25 protein-coding genes and 1 riboswitch are annotated in these 22605 nt (G+C 63.6%); of the genes, 10 read left to right on the forward strand and 15 right to left on the reverse strand.

The features are described 5' to 3' along the window. On the forward strand, positions 1–1102 hold a 1102-nt coding region (locus tag ACE3TJ_RS00005; protein ID WP_374592602.1), incomplete at its 5' end, for a dihydroorotase. A gap of 20 nt (positions 1103–1122) precedes the next feature. Beyond that, positions 1123–2712: an MFS transporter gene (locus ACE3TJ_RS00010; protein WP_374592604.1), complete on the forward strand. Its 1590-nt coding sequence runs from the start codon at positions 1123–1125 to the stop codon at positions 2710–2712. 1 nt (position 2713) lies between these two features. On the opposite strand, the gene ACE3TJ_RS00015 is transcribed toward ACE3TJ_RS00010, so the two are convergent. Next, complete coding sequence (locus ACE3TJ_RS00015) at positions 2714–3589, reverse strand: dienelactone hydrolase family protein (RefSeq protein WP_374592606.1); 876 nt, start codon at positions 3587–3589, stop codon at positions 2714–2716. 451 nt (positions 3590–4040) lie between these two features. On the opposite strand from ACE3TJ_RS00015, the gene ACE3TJ_RS00020 reads away from it, so the two are divergent. Further along, the gene (locus ACE3TJ_RS00020) at positions 4041–4208 is read left to right on the forward strand and encodes a hypothetical protein (protein ID WP_374592608.1); all 168 of its coding nucleotides are present in this window, start codon (positions 4041–4043) and stop codon (positions 4206–4208) included. Positions 4209–4256: 48 nt separating this feature from the next. Continuing rightward, complete coding sequence (locus ACE3TJ_RS00025) at positions 4257–4625, forward strand: hypothetical protein (RefSeq protein ID WP_374592610.1); 369 nt, start codon at positions 4257–4259, stop codon at positions 4623–4625. 16 nt (positions 4626–4641) lie between these two features. Here ACE3TJ_RS00025 and ACE3TJ_RS00030 read toward each other — a convergent pair whose 3' ends face one another. Together ACE3TJ_RS00030 and ACE3TJ_RS00035 are read right to left on the reverse strand one after the other, a co-directional pair. Then, positions 4642–5199, reverse strand: a complete 558-nt coding sequence (locus ACE3TJ_RS00030; RefSeq protein ID WP_374592612.1) for a hypothetical protein — start codon at positions 5197–5199, stop codon at positions 4642–4644. 34 nt (positions 5200–5233) lie between these two features. Then, entirely contained in the window at positions 5234–5575 is a 342-nt protein-coding gene (locus ACE3TJ_RS00035; protein ID WP_374592614.1) for an antibiotic biosynthesis monooxygenase, read from the reverse strand. Between the two features lie 121 nt (positions 5576–5696). On the opposite strand from ACE3TJ_RS00035, the gene ACE3TJ_RS00040 reads away from it, so the two are divergent. Then, a complete protein-coding gene (locus tag ACE3TJ_RS00040) occupies positions 5697–6260 on the forward strand; it encodes a peroxiredoxin (RefSeq protein WP_374592616.1) in 564 nt (187 codons plus the stop codon). Between the two features lie 3 nt (positions 6261–6263). On the opposite strand, the gene ACE3TJ_RS00045 is transcribed toward ACE3TJ_RS00040, so the two are convergent. Continuing rightward, positions 6264–6617, reverse strand: coding sequence for a DUF1428 domain-containing protein (locus tag ACE3TJ_RS00045; RefSeq protein ID WP_374592618.1), 354 nt, complete (start codon positions 6615–6617; stop codon positions 6264–6266). A 92-nt stretch (positions 6618–6709) separates the two neighbouring features. Here ACE3TJ_RS00045 and ACE3TJ_RS00050 point away from each other — a divergent pair, with 92 nt between their 5' ends. Both ACE3TJ_RS00050 and ACE3TJ_RS00055 read left to right on the forward strand, forming a co-directional pair. Continuing rightward, complete coding sequence (locus tag ACE3TJ_RS00050; protein ID WP_374592620.1) at positions 6710–7330, forward strand: DUF2726 domain-containing protein; 621 nt, start codon at positions 6710–6712, stop codon at positions 7328–7330. A 64-nt stretch (positions 7331–7394) separates the two neighbouring features. Then, positions 7395–7685 carry an alkylphosphonate utilization protein gene (locus ACE3TJ_RS00055; protein WP_374592622.1) on the forward strand — a complete coding sequence of 97 codons (291 nt, stop codon included), beginning with the start codon at positions 7395–7397 and terminating at the stop codon, positions 7683–7685. Here the strand turns inward: ACE3TJ_RS00055 and ACE3TJ_RS00060 are convergent. From ACE3TJ_RS00060 to ACE3TJ_RS00100, 9 genes are all read right to left on the reverse strand, one after another. After that, positions 7682–8425 carry a DUF72 domain-containing protein gene (locus ACE3TJ_RS00060; RefSeq protein WP_374592624.1) on the reverse strand — a complete coding sequence of 248 codons (744 nt, stop codon included), beginning with the start codon at positions 8423–8425 and terminating at the stop codon, positions 7682–7684. The two genes, ACE3TJ_RS00055 and ACE3TJ_RS00060, sit on opposite strands and share 4 nt — an antisense overlap. Before the next feature lie 3 nt (positions 8426–8428). Continuing rightward, the gene (locus ACE3TJ_RS00065; protein ID WP_374592626.1) at positions 8429–9013 is read right to left on the reverse strand and encodes a 2'-5' RNA ligase family protein; all 585 of its coding nucleotides are present in this window, start codon (positions 9011–9013) and stop codon (positions 8429–8431) included. Between the two features lie 72 nt (positions 9014–9085). Next, positions 9086–9604 (reverse strand): DNA-deoxyinosine glycosylase, encoded by a 519-nt coding sequence (locus ACE3TJ_RS00070; RefSeq protein WP_374592628.1) that lies wholly within the window; start codon positions 9602–9604, stop codon positions 9086–9088. 66 nt (positions 9605–9670) lie between these two features. Continuing rightward, the gene (locus ACE3TJ_RS00075; protein ID WP_374592630.1) at positions 9671–10336 is read right to left on the reverse strand and encodes a hypothetical protein; all 666 of its coding nucleotides are present in this window, start codon (positions 10334–10336) and stop codon (positions 9671–9673) included. Between the two features lie 334 nt (positions 10337–10670). Beyond that, positions 10671–12365, reverse strand: coding sequence for a DUF262 domain-containing protein (locus ACE3TJ_RS00080; RefSeq protein WP_374592632.1), 1695 nt, complete (start codon positions 12363–12365; stop codon positions 10671–10673). Positions 12366–12446: 81 nt separating this feature from the next. Continuing rightward, positions 12447–14306, reverse strand: a complete 1860-nt coding sequence (thiC, locus tag ACE3TJ_RS00085; protein ID WP_374592634.1) for a phosphomethylpyrimidine synthase ThiC — start codon at positions 14304–14306, stop codon at positions 12447–12449. A gap of 68 nt (positions 14307–14374) precedes the next feature. Continuing rightward, positions 14375–14489, reverse strand: a riboswitch (TPP riboswitch). A 35-nt stretch (positions 14490–14524) separates the two neighbouring features. Then, the gene (locus tag ACE3TJ_RS00090; protein WP_374592636.1) at positions 14525–16042 is read right to left on the reverse strand and encodes a lipopolysaccharide biosynthesis protein; all 1518 of its coding nucleotides are present in this window, start codon (positions 16040–16042) and stop codon (positions 14525–14527) included. Positions 16043–16067: 25 nt separating this feature from the next. Further along, complete coding sequence (locus ACE3TJ_RS00095) at positions 16068–16502, reverse strand: DUF2141 domain-containing protein (RefSeq protein ID WP_374592638.1); 435 nt, start codon at positions 16500–16502, stop codon at positions 16068–16070. Next, positions 16411–17187 (reverse strand): sterol desaturase family protein, encoded by a 777-nt coding sequence (locus tag ACE3TJ_RS00100; RefSeq protein WP_374599242.1) that lies wholly within the window; start codon positions 17185–17187, stop codon positions 16411–16413. The genes ACE3TJ_RS00095 and ACE3TJ_RS00100 overlap by 92 nt, the downstream gene beginning before the upstream one ends. Positions 17188–17299: 112 nt before the next feature. On the opposite strand from ACE3TJ_RS00100, the gene crtY reads away from it, so the two are divergent. Genes crtY through ACE3TJ_RS00115 form a run of 3 tightly spaced genes read left to right on the forward strand, consistent with a single transcriptional unit; the run spans position 17300 to position 20893 of the window. After that, positions 17300–18448, forward strand: coding sequence for a lycopene beta-cyclase CrtY (gene crtY, locus ACE3TJ_RS00105; RefSeq protein ID WP_374592640.1), 1149 nt, complete (start codon positions 17300–17302; stop codon positions 18446–18448). An 8-nt stretch (positions 18449–18456) separates the two neighbouring features. After that, on the forward strand, positions 18457–19938 hold the full coding sequence (locus ACE3TJ_RS00110) for a phytoene desaturase (RefSeq protein WP_374592642.1): 1482 nt from the start codon (positions 18457–18459) through the stop codon (positions 19936–19938). After that, a complete protein-coding gene (locus tag ACE3TJ_RS00115) occupies positions 19931–20893 on the forward strand; it encodes a phytoene/squalene synthase family protein (protein WP_374592644.1) in 963 nt (320 codons plus the stop codon). Before ACE3TJ_RS00110 ends, ACE3TJ_RS00115 begins: the two co-directional genes overlap by 8 nt. Here the strand turns inward: ACE3TJ_RS00115 and ACE3TJ_RS00120 are convergent. Then, positions 20775–22052, reverse strand: coding sequence for a sulfotransferase (locus ACE3TJ_RS00120; RefSeq protein ID WP_374592646.1), 1278 nt, complete (start codon positions 22050–22052; stop codon positions 20775–20777). The genes ACE3TJ_RS00115 and ACE3TJ_RS00120 overlap by 119 nt on opposite strands. After that, positions 22049–22546: a sterol desaturase family protein gene (locus ACE3TJ_RS00125; protein WP_374592648.1), complete on the reverse strand. Its 498-nt coding sequence runs from the start codon at positions 22544–22546 to the stop codon at positions 22049–22051. The genes ACE3TJ_RS00120 and ACE3TJ_RS00125 overlap by 4 nt, the downstream gene beginning before the upstream one ends. Between the last annotated feature and the right edge of the window lie 59 nt (positions 22547–22605).

A 22605-nucleotide genomic window follows, 5' to 3' on the forward strand; every position in this document is an offset into this window, starting at 1 on the left:
GGGAAGCCGCGCCGCAGTGATGGGCGGGGTGACGGGCGTGTTCGAAATGCCGAACACCAATCCCAATACAGACAGCGCCGAAGCGCTCGCCCACAAGCTCGCCCGTGCCAAGGGCCGCATGTGGTGCGAACACGCCTTTTACGTGGGCGCGACCGATGCCAACGCGGAAGCGCTCCGCGACCTTGAAATGCTGCCCGGCGCGTGCGGCGTGAAGGTGTTCATGGGCGCCTCCACCGGCAGCCTTCTGGTGGAAGACGACGCGACGCTGCTCCGGGTGCTGCGCTCGGGTCGCCGCCGCGTCGCCATTCATGCCGAGGACGAACCCCGGATGCAGGCGCGCAAGGATCTGCGCGTCGAGGGCGACCCGTCCAGCCATCCCGTGTGGCGCGATGACGAATCGGCGATCCTCGCGACGCGCCGCGTGCTCGGCCTCGCGCGCGAGGCGAAGCGGCGCATTCACGTGCTCCACGTCACCACGCCCGCCGAGCTTGAACTGCTTGCGCAGCACAAGGACATCGCGAGCTGCGAGGTGACGCCGCAGCACCTGACGCTGGCGGGGGAGGAGGCCTATCCGCGCCTCGGCACCTATGCGCAGATGAACCCGCCGATCCGCTCCGGCGCGCACCGCGACGGCCTTTGGCACTGGCTCCGGCAGGGTGTGCCCGACGTGTGGGGGTCGGACCATGCGCCGCACACGAAGGACGAGAAGGCGAAGCCCTATCCGGCGAGTCCGAGCGGCATGCCCGGCGTGCAGACGCTGCTGCCCCTGCTGCTCGATCACATGGCGGCGGGCCGCGTGACTCTCGAGCGCGTCGTCGATCTCACGTCGGCGGGCGCCGTGCGTCTTTTCGGGCTCACTGCCAAGGGCCGCATCGCGCCGGGCTTCGACGCCGATTTCAGCATCGTCGACCTCAAATCGCGCTGGACGATCGAAAACGACTGGCTGCAATCGAAATGCGGCTGGTCGCCGTTCGAGGGGATGACGCTCACCGGGCGTCCCGTGGGCACGATCATCCGCGGCCGCCGCGTGATGTGGGATGCGGGCCTCATCGGCACCGCCATCGGCGAACCCTTCCGCTTCGACGAGACGCTGCGCACTTAAAAAAGCATATTGGGGGGGCAATGACGGACGACCGCGCCGAAGGGGAATTCGACGTCAAACGCGACCGGATGGTGATCCTCGCCTCGTCGCTCGGCACCATCTTCGAATGGTATGATTTCTTCATCTACGGCACGCTCGCCGCGCTGCTCGGGCGCATGTTCTTCCAGGTGGAAAGCGAAACGCTCGCCTTCCTGCTCAGCCTTGCGACCTTTGCCGTGGGCTTCCTCGTCCGCCCGCTCGGCGCAATCCTGTTTGGCTATCTCGGCGACAAGGTGGGCCGCAAATACACGTTTCTCGTTACCATCACCGTCATGGGTCTCGCGACGGCTGCGATCGGCCTGCTGCCGACCTACGCGCAGATCGGCGTCGCCGCGCCGCTGATCCTCATCGGGCTTCGTTTCGCGCAGGGCCTCGCGCTTGGCGGCGAATATGGCGGCGCGGCGGTTTACGTTGCCGAGCACGCGCCCGCGCACCGGCGCGGCTTCTACACGAGCTGGATCCAGATCGCCGTGGTCGGCGGTTTCCTGCTCTCGATCATCGTCGTCGTCTCCACGACCGCGATCATCGGCAAGGAGGCGTTCGAGGCGTGGGGCTGGCGCATTCCGTTCCTCGCCTCACTGATCCTGCTCGCGATTTCGCTCTGGATTCGCATGAAGCTGAACGAAAGTCCCGTGTTCCGCGCCATGAAAGCGGCGGGCAAGACATCGGCGAACCCGTTCATGGAGAGCATTCGCGAGAAGGGCAACCTTGGCCGCATCCTCATCGCGCTCTGCATCGCCGCGGGTTTCACGGTGATCTGGTACAACGCGCAGTTCTACACGCTCTATTTCCTGCAAGGCGCATCGCGTGTTGCAGAGGCCGACGCCCGGCTCCTCGTCGGCGCGGCGGTCATCGTCGGTGCGCCAAGCTTCATCTTCTTCGGCTGGCTCTCCGATCGGATCGGGCGCAAGCCCGTGATCCTCACCGGCTTCGCGCTCACGCTCGTGCTGCTGTTCCCGCTCTACTGGCTGATCTCTGCGGCGGCGAACCCGGCGCTGGAGCGCGCGATGAGCGCGCACCCGGTCACCATCGTCACGCCCGAAGCCTGCCGCTACGATCCTTTCGCGGACGGGCAGCAGGACGCCTGCGCCGAAACGCTCGAATGGTTCGCGGCGAACGGCCTCAACTACACGCGCACGCCTGCGGACGTGGCGGAGGTCGAGGTCCGCGTCGCCGACGCGCGCATCACGGGTTTCCAGCCGGAGGCGTTCCGCGCTGCGCTCGGCGATGCGGGCTATCCCGAAAGCTCGGACGGCGGTGAGCGGCAGGGGTGGCTCGTCGTCCTCGCCGCTTCCGTGCTGACGCTGCTCACCGGCATGACCTACGGTCCCGCCGCCGCCATGCTCGTCGAGCTGTTCCCGGCGCGCATCCGCTACACCTCGATGTCGGTGCCGTACCACATCGGCACCGGCGTCTTCGGCGGGCTGTTGCCGCTCGTCTCGCAATATATCGTCGTGTCCTCGGGCGCCGTGTTCGGCGGCCTCTGGTACACGTTCGTCATCGTCACCGTGGCGATGCTGGTGACGTATTTCTACCTGCCCGAAACGCGCGGGCGCGACATCGGCGCCTGAGCTATTTGAGCTTTGCCTTGAACCAGCCGAGCGCCTCGTCCCACGCCGCCTTCGCCGCCGCCAGGTCGTAGCTCGGGCGATAGTCGGCGAGGAAGCCGTGGTCGGCTTCAGGGTAGAGGATGATCTTCGAGGGTGACTTCGCCTTTTCGAGCGCGGCCTTCATCGCATCCACGTCGACCACCGGAATGCCCTTGTCCTTGCCGCCGTAAAGCCCGAGCACCGGCGCCTTCAGCCGCGCGGCGACCTCGATCGGCTGGCTCGTCGTGATCGGCGGCTTGTTCTCGCCGGTAAGCCGCCCGTACCAAGCGACGCCCGCATCCACGCGCGGGCTGTAGGCGGCGTAGAGCCATGTGATGCGCCCGCCCCAGCAGAAGCCGGTGATGCCGAGCTTCGAAGGATCGCCGCCGTCCGCCGCTGCGAATGCCGCCGCCCTGTCGAGATCGTCCATCACGATCGCGTCGGGCACCTTCGAAACGATCGTCGAAACCAGTTTCTGGATATCGGTTTCATTCGTCGCATCGCCCCAGCGCGCGTAGAGATCGGGCGCGATCGCATAATAGCCCGCGTGGGCAAGGCGGCGGCAGATGTCCTTGATCCATTCGTGGACGCCGAAGATCTCGTGCACCACCAGGATCACCGGCGCACGCGCACTGCCTGCGGGTTTCACGCGGTAGGCGGGCATCTGGCCCTGCTGTACGGAGATCGAGAGCGTACGCTCGTCGAGACCCTTGAGATCGGTCTTGAGCGTGCTGGCGGCAACGGGCTGTACGGCGGCGGCGAAACCCGCGGCGAACGTACCGCCGACGAGCACGCCCCGGCGCGAAAGACTCGTGGGGTCGATCCAGCTCTGGTCTTCGGGCAAACGGTCGGTTGTCATGGCGATGGCTCCCTCTTTTCAAATGCGAACGAAGACGAGGGCGCTCTCGGCGTAAGGGGGATGGGCGCCCGCGGCGACAATGCACCACCGACACTTTTGTTGCCACCCCTACGCTGGAAGCCGAAGGTTATAGGGCGGCCCCGGTATGATACCGAGGCCGCCCGTTTTGGCAGCGTGACCCGTTTTTCAAGCACCGTTCTTTTCGCGGTCGGCACGTCGGCGGGTGATCGCCGGTCGGAGCGGGTGAGATGGTCGTTGTTCTCGTTGTCGTATGCCGCAGTTCCGAATGCCGCCGAGGGTGGCCCCAGGGTCGCCGAAGATAAAGCATGGACCATGCCAGATGATGGAAACGGCGCATTCCGGCGGCGAGGTCTCCCGCCTACTTTCAAGGCTGTAAAGAAGATCGACAGCCGCTATTCCTGATCCTGCAACGCAGCAGCGGAGACGGGCAATGGCGGACTCGCGTTCGGTCACGATTTCAACCGCGAAGGCGGGCATCGGCTTTGGCACGGCGCTCGCGATCACGATTTCGTGGAGCCTCCACAAATCGATTCTGTGGGCGATCGTCCACGGCTTCTTCTCGTGGTTCTATGTCCTCTATTATGTCCTGAAGCGCTGACCCGCGAATTCCGCTATTATCGCTGCGCCCGGTGGGAGGGGGCGTGGGATGGTGCGCAAGATATTCGGAACATTCGCAGGGATCGTCGTCGCCATGCTGGTGGTCGGCGCGATGGATTACGTCAGTCGCATGGTGGTGCCGGGGGTCGCAAGCGCGGGAGATTTCGCCGAGGTGCCGACCAAGGCAAAGATGATCATGGCGCTGGGCTGGTTTCTGGCGACGCTCATCGGCGGGCTTCTTGCCGTGCGCATCACGCGCTGGGCCACGGCGGGCTGGATCGTCGCCGGGCTGATCCTCGCGGCGTGCCTTTACAACGGCTTCACGATTCCGGGCGTGCCGCTTTGGATGCAGATCGCAGGCGTTGCCGCGCCGCTTCTTGCCGGGCTGATCGTGCGGGCCGTTTCGAAACCCGCCTGATCGATCAGGACACGCTCTAAAGCTGGCAGGTGCCTTCGCGCGTCTCGGGCGCGGCGCCCGCGCGATACCAGCGGGTCTTGCCGGGCAACGCGGCGGCATCCTGATAGCAGACCTCGGCGGCCTTTCCGGCGGGGTCGATCAGCACGGTCCACTGGTGGTCGCCGCAATTGTGCTGCTCGCACGCCCACGAAGCGACCTTGCCGTTCTTCACCTCGATCGGCGCCGAAGGGCCGCCGTTCGCACCCATCACCCAGCCGAGCACGGCCTTTTCCGGGATAGCGGCGGCGATCGCAGCCTTGACGACGGGCTGATCGAAGAAGGCGACATCGTTCACCTTGTCGAACGGGTACTTGCCGGCATAGGCGGCGAGGTCGATCCCGGCGGCGCCAATGCCTACGTCGGTCTCCGCCGACGCCGGCGCTGCGGTTTCGACATCGGCTTCCGGCGTCGTGCCGCCTGCCGCCGCATCCACGCTGTTCGGGTCCGTGGAATCCACCTTGGGCTGGTCCGCCGGGGCAGCATTGTCGCACGCGACGGCCATGCATCCGGCGAGCAGAATCACCAGTGTCCGCATTTCTCGCTCCCTCCCGTTCAAATCTCGTGCGCCATTATGGCATCGGGCGCGCCGTCTTGTCATCCGCGCGGTCGAGAAGATCGTCGGTCACGTCCATCAGCAACAGCGGCACGTCCGCGGCGTCCTCGATCGCGTCCACGAACGCCGCGCGCGTTTCGGGCTCGTCGTAGGTCATCTTCGCGTCATAGGCGCGCCGCCAGGTCGCCTCGTCCGGCCACTCCGCCACGCCGATGAAGCGGCCTTCCGCGTCTCGGTGCAGGCGCGAGCCGAGGCTGCCGTAGTGTTCGCGGATCAGTTCGGTGCCGCGCCGCCACGCCGCGCGGAACTGCGCTTCCTTGCCGGGTTTCACCTTCCACCAATAGGCTGCGACGAACATGGTCCCTGCCTCCGTTTTTCAGCCTCGTGCCGAATGAACGCACGATACCCCGAAAAGCGCCTTGGAGCCGGGCCGATTCAGGCATAGCCTGCGCGCAAAAGCCCCCGAGGAGGATTGTTTCATGCGCCTGTTCAGCTTGGCCGCCACCACCGTCATCGCCGCTGCCGTCACCTTCGCCAGCCCCGCGCTCGCCGCGCTCGCCGTGGGTGCGAAGGTGCCTATGTTCGCGACGAAGGCGTCGCTTGCCGGAAAGCCCTTCGATTTCTCGCTCGCCGCGGCCCTGAAAAAGGGCCCGGTCGTGCTATATTTCTTCCCCGCCGCGTTCACGCCCGGCTGCACGGTCGAGGCCAATGCCTTCGCCGATGCGACCGACGATTTCGCCAGGATGGGCGCGACCGTCATCGGCATGTCCAACGACCCGATCGAGAAGCTCAACGAATTCTCGGTGAAGGAATGCCGCAATAAGTTCGCCGTCGGCGTCGCCGACAAGGCGCTCATCGACAAATACGATGTGCCGCTCGCGATGATGCCCAGCCGTTCGAACCGCACGTCCTACGTGATCGCGCCCGACGGCAAGATCCTCTTCGTGCATTCGGAAATGGCGCCCAAGGGCCACATCACCGGCACGATGGCCGCCGTGAAGGCATGGCACGCCGCATACGCGGGCAAGAAGGGCGCAAAGTAGGCCTTAGAAGCTCAGGAACGTCTTGAAGCCGCCATAGATCATGCGCTTGCCGTCGAACGGCGTATTTTCGTGGTCGTGCTTCAAGCGTTCGTCGGCCATCACCTTGCTATTGATCGCATCGCGCGCTTCGCGTGACGGATAGGTGATCCACGAGAAGACCACGACCTCGCCGTCCTTCGCCTGCACCGCACGCGGAAACGACGTCAGTTCGCCGTACGGCACATCGTCGGCGACGCACTCCACATAGGAAAGCGCGCCATGCTCCATCCACACCTCGCCCGCAAGCGTGGCCAGCGCCCGATATTCATCCAGCCGATCCTGCGGCACCGCGAGCACGAAACCATCGACGTAGGTCATGCAAAGTCTCCCTAGCGCGCGTTTTTCTCATGAGTCGCACCAGCCATGGGTGAAGTAAGCAATAAGCAAGAAGTGCGTGCAAGACTTGTGCGATGATTGATGCACTTCTTCAGTTTGCTTCGCTCGATACGCTGGTGTTCGCGCTTGTTCTTGGCGGCGTTGCTGCGGGAATTGGGCTGGAACGCCTGCTTCCCAGAAGCGGTCGCAGGCAAACGCGAAAGAGTGGGCGGAGCCGGCCTTGGCAAGCGCCTGCTGTGCCGCAGATCAGCATCGCTGATCCCGCCGAGCAACTTCGTGTTGTCACGGCGGCTGAGTTTACGAAGCAGACCCTGCTCAACAAGCAGGAGGCGCGCGTCCTTTATGCCGCGGAGCGTGCCGTTGCCGAAAGCGGGCTGAAATGGCGCGTGATGGCGCAGGTTAGTCTTGGCGAAATCCTGCGTTCGGAGAACGCTCGCGCCTTTGCCGCGATCAACTCAAAGCGCGTCGACCTTCTGGTAATCTCGCAATCGGGTGAACCCCTTGCTGCGATCGAGTATCAGGGCAGTGGCCACTATCAGAATACCGCGGCCATTCGGGACGCCGTGAAGAAGGAAGCGCTACGCAAAGCTGGCGTTCGCTACATCGAAGTAATGGGCAGGCATACCGCAGACGATGTCCGCCGCGAGATCGGACGGCTCGCTTTTGCTGAAACGAAGAAGCTCTCGCCGGCCTGAGCTATCAACTTGCACCGTCACCCGCCCGCGCCTTATGGGTCCGGCTTAGCAGCAGGAGCGGGCGATGGCCGACGAAGAGTATGTTTACGACGACGAGACCGGCGAGTGGATCAGCGCCGCAGACGCGGCCGCGCGATCCGTCGTCGAGGTACGCGACGCGGCGGGGAACCTGCTGGCGGATGGCGATAGCGTCACGCTCATCAAGGATCTGAAGGTGAAGGGCGCGGGGCAGACGCTCAAGGTCGGCACCGTCATCAAGTCGATCCGCCTGACCGGCGATCCGCAGGAAATCGATTGCCGCTTCGATGGCATCAAGGGCCTCGTCCTGCGCGCGGAGTTTGTGAAAAAGCGTTAGAGCCGCGTCATCAGCGCCTGCGCCGCCGCTGGCGCGCGGACCTTAGCGCCGTTGATCATGAAGACGAACGTGTCGCGGCCGCCCTTGGCCCAGCCGTGCGCCTTCGCGGCCCAGTCATCGAGCGCGGCGGGTGTGTAGCCCGTCGGTACATCCTCCTCGGCGCGCTGGAGGCGGGCGTAGGTGAAATCGGCGGTGGCCTCGTCGATGGTGGGGTAACCGGGCTTGTCGGCGTAGACGATCGCTGCGCCGGCATCCTTCGCAAGCTTCACGAAGGCGGCGTCCTCGAAGCTGACGTGGCGGACCTCCAGCGCGTGGCGCAAGCGATGCCTGCCAAGCTTTTCGGGAAGGAGTTTCAGGAAGCCACCGAAGTCTTCCGGGTCGAACGCCTTGGTGTGCGGGAACTGCCAGAGGATGGGGCCGAGCTTGTCTTCCAGTGCCTCAAGACCTTGCCCCAGAAACTTCTCGATCGACTCTGCACCGTCCGCGAGTTTCTTGCGGACCGTCGTGAAGCGCGAGGCCTTCACGGTGAACACGAACCCCTCGGGCGCGGCATCCGCCCACTTGGCGAAGCTCGCGGGCTTGAAGCTGCTGTAGAAGGTGCCGTTGATCTCGATCGCGCCGAGCCGCGCTGCGGCATATTCAAGCTCCCGCGCCTGCGCGAGTCCCTTCGGGTAGAAGGTGCCGCGCCAGGGTTCGTAGGTCCAGCCGCCAATCCCGACGCGTATCTTCCCCCCGCTCATGAGCTACGCAGCCATCTTTTCGGGAAGGGCGAGCGGCAGCGGCAACTGCACCTTCTCCGTAACCTCGCCGAGCGCCCACGATCCACGCGCGATGTGGCGGCCTGCACCGACATGGCTCTCGATGAGCACCAGCTCGTCCGCGCGCCAGCTGATCGGATCGATGCTTTCCGTCCCCGTGCGCCACTGGTGGCCGTGCGCAAGTGTCATGTGCGGGGGTGAGGCGGGGACATCCGCCGAGATGCCCGCACTCGAAAGGCGCTCCACGAGTTCATGCCGGAAGCTCTCGATGAAGGTCAGCGGCTCTGACGCCGTGAGGAGCGCGCGGTCGTTCGCGCGCACAAGCTGATCAAACACCGGGCGCTGAGCGGGGAGGGCGATGTCGTGCAGCGCCTCGCCAACGCGCTCCACAAGGCGCGGCTGCGGCGCCTCATACGTGCCGCCGAGCATCGCGAGCGTGATGTGCAGCCGGTCGGCGGGAAGCCGCGACCCGGCGAGATGATAGACCGAGCCCATCATGCCTAGCGTGGTCGCCAGCAGCGACGGTGGGCGCAGCGCGAGGAAGTAGCGATGGAAAACGACGTTCTGCATGTGCACGCCTCTTTCGTTCCCTGTTCGTTCATATAGAACAAACGCGGAACATCTTGCAAGCCCCATCAACGCTCACAAGGTAAACGCACGAAGCCGCATCCAGTTCTCCCGCTTCACATCGGCGGGCACGGCGCAGGCGCCGCTGCTGGAAAGAAGCGTGAGAATGCGCCAGCGCGCCGCGTCCTCGCCGAGCTGCCGCAGCCCGATCCGCTCGGCGGTGCGGCCGTTGAAGGCGATGGCCTCCAGCGCGGGGAGCGCGTCCGCCATCGCGGCGAGGTCGCGCGCGGCGGGCGAGCGAATGGCGCTGTCGAGGCTCCCCGCGCGCTCGGCATGGGCGATCACGTCCCACAGGCCGATGCCGCGTGCGAGCAGCGCCTCCAGCCGCGCCGCATAGGGAAGCGCGGGCAGATCAATGCCCGTCACCGCGCCCATCAACCGCCAGAACCCGTTCCCCGGATTGGCATAATACTCCCGTGCCGCGAGCGACGCCCGCCCCGGCAGGCTGCCGAGCACAAGCACCCGCGTCCGCGCATCCGCCACGGGCGGGAAGGCGTGATCGCGGGTGCGCGCGGGAGCGGCGGGTGTGGTCATCAAATGGGCTTCCGGCAGGCAAAGGTGAGGAAAGTTACACCAAGGCGAGCGATTCCCGGGCGGGTATCAGTCGTCTCGGTTGTTGAAGATCAGGTTTTCCAGATCCTCCGGGTGCATCCGTTTGTGCGGATCGGGCGGGCAGACGGGCATGAGCGTATCGAGCGCGCGGGCGATATCCGGGATGATGGCGGAGGGTGCGGGCAGGGTGGCGGGGATGGCGCCGGATACGGCCACATTTGTGGCCGCCGTTTCGGTGGCCGGGACCGCGCGGCGGCGATGGTCTGGCGCGCGGTATCGCTCCGGATGGTGCGCGCGGAGGAGGAACATGAGCAGGCGATCATTATAGCGGGTGCGGATGTGGATGACGTTGCCGTCCCTGTCGAGCACCGCATCCTCGACGCCGTTCACCGCGCGATCGAAGGCGATATCAACGAGGCGGCGCGAGGCATTGGCAATGGCGGCCTCCCACGCTGCCGCAAACCCCTCCGCGCCCGGCGCGCGGCGGAGGCGGTAGCAGGAGTTCGCCGACATGTTGACGGCACGCGCCGCCTCCACGACCGATCCGGTATCGGCAAGCGCCTCTATGAACTCGCGCTGCCGCTGAGGCGTCCAGCCGTCCGACCGGCGCTGGCGGGCGACGGGAATCCATTCGTAATCATCGGGATTGAAGCCGTGGGCGTCGCGCACGGCGGGCGTCGTGGTCGGGGCGGGGGCGGGGGTCTGATCGGCCATCTGTAAGGATTAACCGATTTGGTACGCTGTAGGACAATAGAATTTTCAGTGGCGCAGGGCGCTGCTCAGTATGACGTTGCCCGCATGTCGAGGGCGGCCATGATCGTTTCGCGTTGGTATGCCAGCGAAGCGGTGGGCGATCTGCGCCTGAACTCTCGGCGCCAGCTTTTCAATTATGGTGAGGGGGGGGCGAGTGAGCATGTGTGGGAGATTAGCATGGTGAGGGAGTGGGGACGACTAGCGGCCAGTCCATGGGGCTGGAATTTGAGGGATAGTAAATTGTTACTGTAATCCATGCAGATGGGCGTCGCCGTTTGTCCTGTTAGACCCAGCCCTACACTTTCCAAATGTGGTTTCTTGCAAGCTCCGATATTCGGGCCGTATTCGCTAGAACAACCTCTTCGGTGAGGCTGTCCGCCTGCAACAATACTTCAGGGAGCTTGTACCCTCTTGAGATTAGAATATCTTTCTTATCTTTAAAATCATTATTTGCGAGCATTTCATTCGTCTTTGAGTCGACAAGGATCAAATTTCCCAACTGCCCTATTATCGAGTCTTTTAAACCAGACTTTCCAGAGGACTGAGATAGAAGATGTTCAATAGTTAAATCGTCTGATTCTCCGACAAAGGGCTGGCTTTCATAAAGGGATACCTTCTTGAGAATGTACTGTACGAGGGATTTTTGAGATGAGTGGACTTTCGTAAAAATCACTTGTTCAAACCCAACATCGAATTCTGATGGAGACACCTCTCGATCATGAAGCTTTTCAATCAAATCAACTACGCATAATCCGATAGCATTACTATCATTGCAAGAAAACACTTGACGTCCAAAAGAAGAGTACATGCCAGAAATGCCGCCAGAGGAGCGAGACGACGTTATTGCGTTAAACGAGAAATGGAATTTTTCAATTTTTTCTATGGCGTCTCTCAAAATCTTCAATTTTATAATATTATCTTTGTACGCCCTAATTAGAGATAGAATGCCCGGAGTGGGTTGAACTACTTTGAATATTCTCAAAGCTGCCAACGATCGGGCGACAGAGCGTTCTGTTTTCGACCATCCATAATCTGTATCAAATATTGATCGCCAATTTTGAGAATCAGTTACGAACCTATCAAGGTGAGATTTGGCATTTTTCTTGGTAACTTTTAACTTAATCCGGGGAAATGCTTTTGCTTTTGTAACAAAATCATATCGACTTTGCCACGAATGGACAATAAAGGTGTCTGGGTCGAGCGGCATGGGGGCGCTGTCAATGGTGTCAAGCACCTTTGCCCATTTCAACGTGGATTGATCGACTCCGCTCTCTGGTTTGATAAATTTCGCGAAGTGATTTCTAAGTAGATCCGAAAGGGCAAGGTCCTTGCCTCGGGTATTTAACGTTTCGAATATTAAATAGGCGTCATCTTCGTTATCGAGGGTGACTAGTATTATATTGAGATCAAATACAGTGTCTCTGAGCTTAGAAAGCCAGTCGCTAGCATCTTTTTCGTTGTCCTCTTTGGACTGCTCCTTGTTGCTCAGGAATTCGGCTAAATGATCTGTGATGTGAGATTTGAAAATCGTAAACGCTTTATCGATTGACTCTTCTTCCCTTCCGATTTCGTAGGGGGCCTCTGCGGGGCCATTCTTTAGAACTTCCTCTTGAAGATAGGGAAAAGACGTCTCTGTCTGGAGAACATACTCTGTCTTATTTTCTCTATTTCTCTGTTCGATATAGGCTTGAAGACCCGAAGCGAGGTCGTCTCGCTTGAGAGCCTTGAAGCCTTCGCGGATGGCGCAGAGGAGGATGGTAATAGTCGTGATTCGCTGTTGTCCATCGACAACGGCTACAGAAGAGCGGCCGATTTTGTATACTACCATCGACCCGATAAAGTAGGACTCTGACATATTGTCCAATATGTCATTCCAAAACTGATTTACTTGATCTGGCTCCCAAGAATACGGGCGCTGAAAGCGTGGAATGACAAATGTGCTCCCCTTAAGAAGCTCATCAACGCGCCTGTCTTGTGATTCAATCTTCATATTCTCGCCCAAACCGAAAATATCGTAGATAATGCAGTTTAGGCGACGACGAGTATTTTCGCAATGTCATCCCGGCCAAGCTCAATCATGCTCCCGATCACCCGCGCCCATATACAACTCGCGCCCTGTATCCTCATAGACTTGGCTCATTTCCGCCATGCCCTTCTCGGCGTCTTCTGCTGCGATGAAGCCTGCGCTGTCCTGATTTTGCAGCTTCGCGAAGTCGCGGACTTCCTGGCTGATCTTCATCGAGCAGAACTTCGGCCCGCACATGCTGCAGAAATGCGCCGTCTTCGCGCCTTCCGCGGGGAGGGTTTGGTCGTGGTACTGCTCGGCGGTGTCGGGATCGAGTGACAGGTTGAACTGGTCGCGCCAGCGGAATTCGAAGCGGGCTTTGCTGAGCGCGTCGTCGCGGACCTGCGCGGCGGGGTGGCCTTTGGCAAGGTCGGCGGCGTGGGCGGCGAGCTTGTAGGTGACGACGCCGACCTTCACGTCGTCGCGGTCGGGGAGGCCGAGGTGCTCCTTCGGCGTCACGTAGCAAAGCATCGCGGTACCGTACCAGCCGATCTGCGCGGCGCCGATGGCGCTCGTGATGTGGTCGTAGCCGGGCGCGATGTCGGTGGTGAGCGGCCCGAGTGTGTAGAAGGGGGCTTCGCCGCAGGCTTCGAGCTGCTTTTCCATATTCTCCTTGATCTTGTGCATGGGCACGTGGCCCGGCCCTTCGATCATCACCTGCACATCCTGCGCCCAGGCGCGCTTGGTGAGCTCGCCGAGCGTGTAGAGCTCGGCGAACTGCGCCTCGTCGTTCGCGTCGTAGATGCTGCCGGGGCGGAGGCCGTCGCCGAGGGAGTAGGCGACGTCATACGCCTTCATGATCTCGGTAATCTCGTCGAAGCGTTCGTAGAGGAAGCTTTCCTTGTGATGCGCGAGGCACCATTTCGCCATGATGCTGCCGCCGCGCGACACGATGCCGGTCATGCGCTTTGCGGCGAGCGGCACATAGGGCAGGCGCACGCCCGCGTGGATGGTGAAATAGTCGACGCCCTGTTCGGCCTGCTCGATCAGCGTGTCGCGGAAGATCTCCCACGTCAGGTCCTCGGCGATGCCGCCGACCTTTTCGAGCGCCTGATAGATCGGCACGGTGCCGATGGGCACGGGGCTGTTGCGGAGGATCCATTCGCGCGTGTCGTGGATGTTGCGGCCCGTCGAAAGGTCCATCACCGTGTCCGCGCCCCAGCGGATGGCCCACACCATCTTGTCGACCTCGCTCGCGACGTTGCTGGCGACGGCCGAGTTGCCGATGTTGGCGTTGATCTTCACCAGGAAGTTGCGGCCAATCACCATCGGCTCTGATTCCGGGTGGTTGATGTTGTTCGGGATGATGGCGCGGCCGCGCGCGACCTCGTCTCGCACGAACTCGGGCGTTACGTAATCGGGGATGGCGGCGCCGAAGTCCTGCCCGTCGCGGACATATTCTTTCAGGCGCGCGCGTCCGAGGTTCTCGCGCTCCGCGACATATTCCATCTCGGGCGTGATGATGCCGCGGCGGGCATAGTGCATCTGGCTGACGTTCATGCCGGGCTTTGCCCGCAAAGGCCGCTTCACGACATTGGGGAAGGGCTGGACGCCGCCGGAGCGGTCCGGGCCGAGCTGGCCGTTGTCCTCCGGGCGGATTTCGCGGGCGTCGTAGGCCTCCACGTCGCCGCGGCCGAGAACCCAGTCGCGGCGGAGCGCGGGGAGGCCGGCCATGATGTCGATGCGGGCGTTCGGGTCCGTGTAGGGGCCGGAGGTGTCGTAGACGCGCACCGGCGGCTCGCCCGATGAGGGCTCGAGGTCGATCTCGCGCATCGCGACCTTGTGCGGGCCGACATAAATCTTTCGGCTGCCGCGGATGGGCCCGGTGGTGACGCCGATTTCGGTGCGGGCGGGGATGTCGGCCATGTGTCGTGCTCCGTCATGGGGCGCACAGGCGAGGGGATATGGCAGTGGCAGCGCGCCCGGTTTCCTGGAGGACGCTGCGGTTCCGATCCCTACGCCGGCACGACCCGGGTCAGGTTCGAAGGGTTCCCCCGCTCGTGCGGCGATCTCAGCCCGGCGTCACACCGGGTACCCCTTGGAACGAATGCTGCGGCGGACTCTGGTGGCTTCCGCGTCGCCTGTCAATTCGCCGTGCGGCGAAAGCGGCGGAGCTTGCCGAGCGCGATGCCGGAAACCTCCAGCATCTTCGTCTCGAACCCGTCGGGACGGCCCGCGAGCCGCCACAGGACGAAGTGGGCGAGGACGTAAACCGCGGCGCCGAGGATAACGCGCGGCATCATCTCAAGGAGCACCACATATTCCGCGTCGCCCGGCGCGAATGGCGCGGCGACGGCAAGCACGGCGCCGGCCATCGCGGCGGCGGCAAGGAGGCTGCGCCAGCTTGCGGTGAACGGCGAGAAGAACGAATCGCCGATCAGTGTCTTGGCGAAATACATGTTCACGGCGGTCTGCAGCAGCAGGCGGAAAACGAGCGCATAGATCACCGTGATGAAGTCGCCCTTCCAGATCGCGAGGCCATAGACGGGCATGGCGATCACCGCGACGAAGACGGCGCGGTTGAACATGGCGCGCGTCGCCTGTTTCGCCATCGCGAGCCCATCCGTGGCGGAGGTGATCATCGTGAAGGCGAGCGTGGGGGCGAGCACGATGACGACCTCGGCAGAAGGCAGCCATTTGGTCCCGACGAGGATGGCGATCATCTCGTTCGCCATCAGCGCGGTGCCGACGCCGATGGGGAGCGCGATGCCCAGGATCACGGACTGCGCCTTGCGGTATGCACCCCGCAGGCGCTTGTTGTTGTGCGCTATGGCCGACAAGCCGGGCGTGATCGCCTGGCTGATCGGTGTCGCCAGCTCGCGCGTCGCTACTTGCGAAACGTCGCGGCCGATCGTGAAATAGCCGAGCTGTGCGGCGCCGAGATACTTGCCGATCAGGAACTGCGGCGCGATCTGCGTGAAGTACGAGATGATGCCCGACATCGTCAGCCAGCCGCCGAAGCCGAGGAAGGTGCGCCATTCGCGGAAGCTGACGCGCGGCTGATAGGGGATGCGCCAGTAGCTGAGCGCCATTTCCGTGAAGCGCCCCGCGATTGTGCCCGCAACGATCGCCCAATAGCTTTCGGTGAGGATCGCCACGACGATGGCGGCGAGCGAGCCCAGAACCGTGGAGGCGACGCGGCGGTTGAACTCCTTCGAAAAATCGATGTTCCGCTGGTACATCATGAACGCGGGGTTGCGCGCGCCGTCGAAGATCAGCACCACGCAGATCACGCGCAGCACGTCCCCCAGCTTGGGTTCGTTCATGTAGTTGGCGATCGGCCCGGCGAAGACGAACAGGACCGCGGCGATCAGTAGGCCGCGCAGGAAGTTCATGGTGAAGCCGGTGTCGATATGGTGCTTGTCGATATCGCGCAGGGCGATGAGCGCGCTGTTGACGCGCATGTCGGAGAGCACCTGCACGAAGCCGATAACGACGATCGCGAGGCTGGCGACGCCGTAGTCGGCGGGCGCGAGCAGGCGGCCGAGCACCACGAGGTTCACCATCGAGAACAGGCGGAGCACGAAACGGGCGCCGGCCAGGAACAATGCGCCCTTGAAGACGCGGTTGCCGACGTTCTCTTCGCTGCGTTCGAACTTCATGCGCGTCCGTTAAAGCGTATGGGTTTCAAAGGAAATAACGCATACGCATCGTCTGCGTCGTCTCGCCGTCTACATGGAAGCGGACCTTCTCGAACTTCGGCGGGCCGAAGGCGATCTTCGCGTTGTTCGAGAACGCGACCCCCTCCGTCGGCATCCCGATGAAGCTCTTGTCGAGTTTTTTGTTGTCGTTCTCGTCGTGGATCGCGGAGACGGCATAGTCGCCCGGCGGAAGCCCGGTGATGTCGAGCACGGGATTCGCGGCGGGCACGCTTTCCTTCGTTGCGCCGGTGCCGCGCGTGCAATCCGGATAGCCTGCGGGATCGCGCCAGAGGCAGAGACGGATGCTGCCCTTCTGCGAGCGCAGACCTTCAAACGTCAGGTGCAGCGAGGCCTGCTGTGGCGCCGCCGCCGCGCCGAGAAGCGGCAGGCACACCGCCGAGATGAGCACGCGTTTCTGCATCGAAATCTCCAAGGCCCTTATCCGTCCGGCAAAGCCTGTCCCAGTGCCGGAAATAAAGCCCGTAGTTGCAGCGATAATCCTGATGGTGCCGGTGATGGTGCGAGGCGGTTATCACCAGCTTCCCGAACGGCCCGTTAACCAGCGCGCGCGGAAACAGCTCCCAGCCCATGTGGTTGGTGACGCCGAAAAAGGTCATCACCGTCAGCACCAGCGCCAGCGCCGCGACATGAATCGGGATGATGAACGTAAGCGCCGGGATCAGCGCCGCGCCGATCAACGATTCCCATGGATGAAAACTCATGGCCGCCCACGCCGTCGGCGGCCGGCTGTCGTGGTGTACCTTGTGGATACGCGCGAACAGGCGGGGCGCGTGCATCCAGCGGTGCGTCCAATAGAAATACGTGTCGTGGACGAGGAGGTAGGCGAGCACGCTCCCCGGCAGCCACCACCAGCCATAAGCGACCGGATCGGTGTAGATGCGCGTCCAACCGCGCGTCTGCCACAGATGAACGGCAAGGCCTGCGGGCACCGCATAGATCGCCGCGGCGGTCAGCGACCAGGCGATTTCGCCGCGGATCTGCCGCGCCATGCGTGCGCCCGCATAGATGCCTGGCCGCACCCGCCCCGAAAGCCAAGCAAACGCGCCCGAAACCGCCAGATAGCGGACGGCGACGATCAGGATCATCGCGGCGATTGTGATCAAGGCTTCGGCCACGCGCGCCTTCTATCAGCCGCACGGGCGGCGGTCATGCAAATCCGGTGGCATTTGTGCGCCGACCCGCTACACCTGTCGGAGCATGGATTTCGACCTGATCCTGGTGGGCGGGGGCCTGGCATCGGGGCTTGCGGGGCTGAGGCTGGCCACGCGGCGGCCGGAGCTTCGCGTCGCGATCGTCGAGGCTGAAAGCCGGATCGGCGGCGACCACGTCTGGTCTTCCTTCGACAGCGACATGACCCCGGCGCAGCGCGAATGGACCGCGCCGCTCTATGCTGCGCGCTGGCCGCGCTACGACGTTCGCTTCCCGGCGTTCAGCCGCACGCTGCACCACGGCTATGCGAGCGCGCGATCGGCGAACCTCGACGCTGCCGTGCGCGCCGCCATGCCCGGAGATTGCCTGCTGCTCAATCGCAAGGTCCGTAGCCTCGATGCGACTGGCGTGACGCTGGAATCGGGGGAGCGGATCGGCGGACACGTCGTCATAGACGGGCGCGGCCATGCGCCGACGACGGCGCTGGAGCTTGCGTGGCAGAAATTCGTCGGCCTCGAGATCGAAACGCTGCGCCCGCACGGCATGGAAGCCCCGCTCATCATGGACGCCACGGTCGATCAGGCGGAAGGCTACCGCTTCGTCTACGTGCTGCCGTGGGACGAGCGCCGCCTGCTGATCGAAGATACGTATTACAGCGACAGCCCCGACCTTGATGTAGAGGCGGTGAAGGCACGCATCGGGGACTGGGCGCTCAGCGCCGGGCTCGGCCCGCACGGTGTAGTGAGGAGCGAGCGCGGCGTGCTGCCGCTGGCGCTCGGCGGAAATATCGAAGCGCTTTGGGACGCGGGGACGCCGGGGGTCGCCCGTCTCGGGATGCGGGCGGGGCTTTTCCATCCGCTGACCGGCTACAGCTTTCCCGATGCCGTGCGCACCGCCGATCTCCTCGCCGATCTGCCCCGCTTCGATCCCGACCTCGTCTACAATGCCGTGCGTTCGCACGCGACACGCACGTGGCACGGGCGCCGCTATTACCGGATGCTTGCGCGCATGTTGTTCCGCGCGGCCGATCCGCCCGCGCGCTATCGGGTGCTTCAGCATTTCTACCGGCTGCCGGACGCGCTCGTCGCGCGTTTCTACGCGGGCAGCTCGACGCGCGCCGACAAGTTGCGCATCCTCGCGGGCCGCCCGCCTGTTCCGATCGGACGGGCGCTTGCGGTGATGCTTGGAGTGGATTAGGCGCGGGCATGGCAAAAATTGCGGTCATTGGTAGCGGCTTCGGCGGCCTCGCGCTTGCGGTGCGTCTGCAATCCGGCGGGCATGACGTCACGCTGTTCGAAGCGCGCGAGAAGCCGGGCGGGCGGGCCTATGTGTACGAGGAGGCGGGCTACACGTTCGATGCCGGGCCGACCGTCGTTACCGATCCCACCTGTCTTGAAGAGCTGTTCGCGCTCTCTGGGCGGCGGCTTGCCGATTATGTTGATCTGATGCCGGTGGAGCCGTTCTACCGCCTGCATTGGCCGGACGGCACGACGTTCGACTACACGGGAGATGAGACACGCCTCTCCGCTGAAATCGCTGCGCTTTCGCCTGAAGATGTCGAGGGCTACCAGCGCTTCTTCGCTTACTCCGAAGGTGTGTTCCGCGAAGGCTACGAGAAGCTCGGCCACGAGGCGTTTCTCGACTTCCGGTCGATGCTCGCCGCCGCGCCGCAGCTGATGCGTTACGGCGCGTGGCGTTCGGTCTATTCGGTCGTCGCGAGCCATATCCGTCATCCCAAGTTGCGGGAGGCGTTCAGCTTCCACACGCTTCTTGTCGGTGGAAATCCCTTCAATACCAGCTCGATATATGCGCTTATTCACGCACTTGAGAAAAAGTGGGGCGTGTGGTTCCCACGCGGCGGCACGCACGCACTGGTGCGCGGCCTCGTCCGTCTGTTCGAGGATCTGGGCGGGACGGTGAAGCTGGGGACGCCGGTGACGGCGATCGAAACCAACGGAAACCAGGCGACGGGCCTTGTGGCGGGCGAAGCGCGCTACGCTTTCGATGCCGTCGCCTCGAACGGTGACATCGTACACACCTATGCCGATCTGCTGGGCGAGACGCCGCGCGGACAGACGGCTGCAAGGGCATTGAAACGCAAGCGGTTTTCGCCGTCTCTGTTCGTTATTTACTTCGGCGCAAAGGGGACGTGGCCGGAGGTTCCGCACCACAACATTCTGTTCGGGCCGCGCTACAAGGCACTGCTCGACGAGATTTACGGCGGGGGCAAACTCGCTGACGATTTCTCGCTCTACCTCCATCACCCGACCGCCTCCGATCCCGGCCTTTCACCGCCCGAAAGCAGCAGCTTCTATGTGCTGTCGCCGGTGCCGCATCTCGGCAAATATGACGGCGATTGGGAGAGCATTGCCCCGCAGTATGCGGAGCGCATCCTGAAAGCGCTCGATGCGCATCTGCTTCCCGGCCTTCTTGAGAATATTGAAGTGAAACGGTGGTTTACACCGCAAGACTTCAAAGCCGAATTGAACGCGCATCTTGGCTCGGCGTTCAGTTTGGAGCCGGTGCTGTGGCAGAGCGCGTGGTTCCGCGTCCACAACCGCGACGATGTCATCTCCAACCTCTATTTCGTGGGCGCGGGCACGCATCCCGGCGCCGGGATTCCAGGCGTTGTCGGCTCCGCGAAGGCGACGGCGCGGCTGGTGCTGGCCGATCTTCCCGATGGATGAGCTGGCCCGCTGGGCCGCGCTTAGTATCGCGCGCGGATCGCGCAGCTTCGCGCTTGCTTCCCGACTGTTCGACCCGGCAACCCGGCGCCGCGCCTGGCTGCTTTACGCGTGGTGCCGCCACTGCGACGATGTGATCGACGGGCAGGAAGGCGGGCAGGGCCGCGTGGCGGAGAATGCACCTGCAGCGCTGTGCCTTGCTGAGCTGACGGAGCGCACGCGCGCGGCAGTCACAGCAGAACAAAGCGATATCAATGCGTTCGCTGCGCTTTCTGCGGCCGTACGCGAAACGGGGATGCCGGTAGCCTACCCGCTCGCACACCTCACGGGCTATGCGATGGACGTCCACGAGCGCCGCTTCCGCCATATCGATGATACGCTCGATTATTGCCACCACGTCGCGGGCGTCGTGGGTGAGATGATGGCTGTCGTGATGAACGTCGCGCCGGAAAACCGCGACCTCCTGCTCCGCGCCGCCGACCTCGGCATCGCTTTCCAGCTCACCAACATCGCGCGCGACGTGTTCGATGATGCGGCGATCGGGCGCTGTTACCTGCCGGAGGATTGGCTCGCCGAAGCGGGTATTCCGCCGGGCGATCATGTGCGACCCGAACATCGCGGCGCGCTCGTCGGCATCGTTCGTCGGCTGCTTGATCTTGCCGATGCCTATTACGCGTCGGCTCGCGCGGGCGCGCAGCGTTTGCCCCGGCGTGCGGGCCGCGCGGTGCTCTCCGCAGCCGACATTTATGCCGCGATCGGTACGAAGGTCAGCGCGGCGGGGCCTGCCGCATGGGATCATCGGCAGGGTACGTCGATCGCCGAAAAGCTGCGTTTCGTTGTCAGGGCCTTTCTGACGCCGCGCCTGACGTCACCGCTGCCGCCGCGTCCGCCGCTGTGGAAGAAGGGCGATACGCCGGACTGGACGCCGCCAGCGCTGACGTCACCGCCTCCCGCGTAAGGCCGAAATCGGCGAGCTTGTAGCGGTGCCCGACGTGGCGGCGTTCGTGCGCCATGTAGCCGTCCATTCGTGCCAGCAGCGCCTCGCCAATGGGCAGGTCGAGCCAGTCGTAAAGGCTGCGGATGCTCCCGCGCCAGTCCTGCTCCATGTCGGCGAAGTCGAGCGAAAAGGCGCACGCATCCGGCAGGGTCAGCCGGAAAGCGTCGGCACGGGTCTGCCGGAGCGCCGTTTTGTGCAGCCATTCACGCCCGATCCATGCCGGATCGACAGTGTCCGACTGTACGACCATCTGGTTCCACACCAGCGAGCAGCCAGAGGCGACAAGCGCTTCCGGCGCGCGCGTCATGAAGATGAAGCGGGCATTCGGAAAAATACCGGAAAGTGCAGGCAGATCTTGGAGATACTGTGGAGATTTCAGAAGCCACGGCAGCTTCGGATCATCACCCCGGAACGACCCGGTAAGGCGCAGCAGGTCAGCGAAGCGACGATAGACGGGGAGGGGATCGGCGGTTTCGCAGTGGCGCGCGAAGGCTGGGATACGGCGCTGTGCTTCGATCTGTGCGCCCCAGAAGCTATGCTCCAGCAGACCCGTTTCCTCATCGGGCTCCATCGGTCCCGTGGGGTGCGCGGCCGCATTGCCGGGGTTCGCCCAATTGAGGAACCGCACACCGAAGCCCGCCCAGCGGATGCGCGGATCGCGCCCTGTGTGCGGATTCGGCACCGGGCTCAGCGCTTCAAAAAGGCGGAGGTGTACGAAGCGGTCGTCGCAGGCGAGAAGGCGCTGCAGCCGCGTGGTGCCGGAGCGCATCTGGCCGCAGATGACAAGCGGCGGCGCGAGCGGCCGTGCGCGGATCTCGGGATGCGCGGCGAACAGCGCCTCGGCGCGCAAGCGGTCCACCAGCACTTTGAGGATGCTGCCGTGCGCGATGGTGCGGCCGATCGCGTTCATCGGCGCATCGCGAAGCGCTCCGAGCAGTACGGAGAGATTGCCCCGCCAGCCGTCGTCCGGTCCGAAATCGTCCAGTTTCGCCGCGCGCCGCGCCTGCCGGAACAGCCGGTCTTCGTCGAGATCGGGCGGGGGCAGAACGCCTGCCGACCAGAGTTTCGGCAACAGGCGCTCGGCGATGCGGAGCGCGGCGGGCCGAGGCGGCGGGGTCACGCGCCCGTCGGCATCCGAATGTCGCCGCCGGCACGCTCCAATTCGGCCTTCAGCACGCGCACGGGCGGCGCCCACAGGAAGCCGAACGATACGGTGCCGTGCTTGCTGTTCACCACGTGGTGCAGCCGGTGCGCCTGCACGATGCGCTTCATGTACGCGCTTTTCGGCACATATCCGTGCGCGATGCGGTGGTGGACGATGACGTCATGGAAGCCGAAATAGATCGCGCCATAGCCCGCGATGCCGATGCCGACCCACATCCATGCCGGATGCCAGCCCGCCTCGACGCCGAGGTAGATGCACGCGATCGAGGGCAGGGCGAACATGAAGGCGAACCAGTCGTTCTTCTCGAAAAGCCCCGTTCGCGGCTCGTGGTGCGATTTGTGCAGCGACCACAGGAAGCCGTGCATCACCCAGCGGTGCGCCACATAGGCGACGCCCTCCATGGCGAGTGTTGCGGCGAGCGCGACGAGAATGCCGGTCCAGATATTCATGGTGCCGAGCTATAGCACCGGGGTCAGCTTGGGTTAAGGCGGATCGGGCGATGAAGACC

The organism is Sphingosinicella sp. (genome assembly GCF_041916975.1).
Taxonomy (GTDB): Bacteria; Pseudomonadota; Alphaproteobacteria; order Sphingomonadales; family Sphingomonadaceae; genus Sphingosinicella.

Coding starts and splice junctions, on each gene's coding strand:
- ACE3TJ_RS00070 (WP_374592628.1), bottom strand. CDS start 9,604: ATGACCACACCCGCCGCTCCCGCGCGCACCCGCGATCACGCCTTCCCG.
- ACE3TJ_RS00110 (WP_374592642.1), top strand. CDS start 18,457: ATGGCAAAAATTGCGGTCATTGGTAGCGGCTTCGGCGGCCTCGCGCTT.
- ACE3TJ_RS00065 (WP_374592626.1), bottom strand. CDS start 9,013: ATGCAGAACGTCGTTTTCCATCGCTACTTCCTCGCGCTGCGCCCACCG.
- ACE3TJ_RS00030 (WP_374592612.1), bottom strand. CDS start 5,199: ATGCGGACACTGGTGATTCTGCTCGCCGGATGCATGGCCGTCGCGTGC.
- thiC (WP_374592634.1), bottom strand. CDS start 14,306: ATGGCCGACATCCCCGCCCGCACCGAAATCGGCGTCACCACCGGGCCC.
- ACE3TJ_RS00095 (WP_374592638.1), bottom strand. CDS start 16,502: ATGCAGAAACGCGTGCTCATCTCGGCGGTGTGCCTGCCGCTTCTCGGC.
- ACE3TJ_RS00050 (WP_374592620.1), top strand. CDS start 6,710: ATGATTGATGCACTTCTTCAGTTTGCTTCGCTCGATACGCTGGTGTTC.
- ACE3TJ_RS00090 (WP_374592636.1), bottom strand. CDS start 16,042: ATGAAGTTCGAACGCAGCGAAGAGAACGTCGGCAACCGCGTCTTCAAG.
- ACE3TJ_RS00045 (WP_374592618.1), bottom strand. CDS start 6,617: ATGACCTACGTCGATGGTTTCGTGCTCGCGGTGCCGCAGGATCGGCTG.
- ACE3TJ_RS00115 (WP_374592644.1), top strand. CDS start 19,931: ATGGATGAGCTGGCCCGCTGGGCCGCGCTTAGTATCGCGCGCGGATCG.
- ACE3TJ_RS00100 (WP_374599242.1), bottom strand. CDS start 17,187: ATGATCCTGATCGTCGCCGTCCGCTATCTGGCGGTTTCGGGCGCGTTT.
- ACE3TJ_RS00035 (WP_374592614.1), bottom strand. CDS start 5,575: ATGTTCGTCGCAGCCTATTGGTGGAAGGTGAAACCCGGCAAGGAAGCG.
- ACE3TJ_RS00080 (WP_374592632.1), bottom strand. CDS start 12,365: ATGAAGATTGAATCACAAGACAGGCGCGTTGATGAGCTTCTTAAGGGG.
- ACE3TJ_RS00015 (WP_374592606.1), bottom strand. CDS start 3,589: ATGACAACCGACCGTTTGCCCGAAGACCAGAGCTGGATCGACCCCACG.
- ACE3TJ_RS00010 (WP_374592604.1), top strand. CDS start 1,123: ATGACGGACGACCGCGCCGAAGGGGAATTCGACGTCAAACGCGACCGG.
- ACE3TJ_RS00125 (WP_374592648.1), bottom strand. CDS start 22,546: ATGAATATCTGGACCGGCATTCTCGTCGCGCTCGCCGCAACACTCGCC.
- crtY (WP_374592640.1), top strand. CDS start 17,300: ATGGATTTCGACCTGATCCTGGTGGGCGGGGGCCTGGCATCGGGGCTT.
- ACE3TJ_RS00020 (WP_374592608.1), top strand. CDS start 4,041: ATGGCGGACTCGCGTTCGGTCACGATTTCAACCGCGAAGGCGGGCATC.
- ACE3TJ_RS00025 (WP_374592610.1), top strand. CDS start 4,257: ATGGTGCGCAAGATATTCGGAACATTCGCAGGGATCGTCGTCGCCATG.
- ACE3TJ_RS00060 (WP_374592624.1), bottom strand. CDS start 8,425: ATGAGCGGGGGGAAGATACGCGTCGGGATTGGCGGCTGGACCTACGAA.
- ACE3TJ_RS00040 (WP_374592616.1), top strand. CDS start 5,697: ATGCGCCTGTTCAGCTTGGCCGCCACCACCGTCATCGCCGCTGCCGTC.
- ACE3TJ_RS00075 (WP_374592630.1), bottom strand. CDS start 10,336: ATGGCCGATCAGACCCCCGCCCCCGCCCCGACCACGACGCCCGCCGTG.
- ACE3TJ_RS00055 (WP_374592622.1), top strand. CDS start 7,395: ATGGCCGACGAAGAGTATGTTTACGACGACGAGACCGGCGAGTGGATC.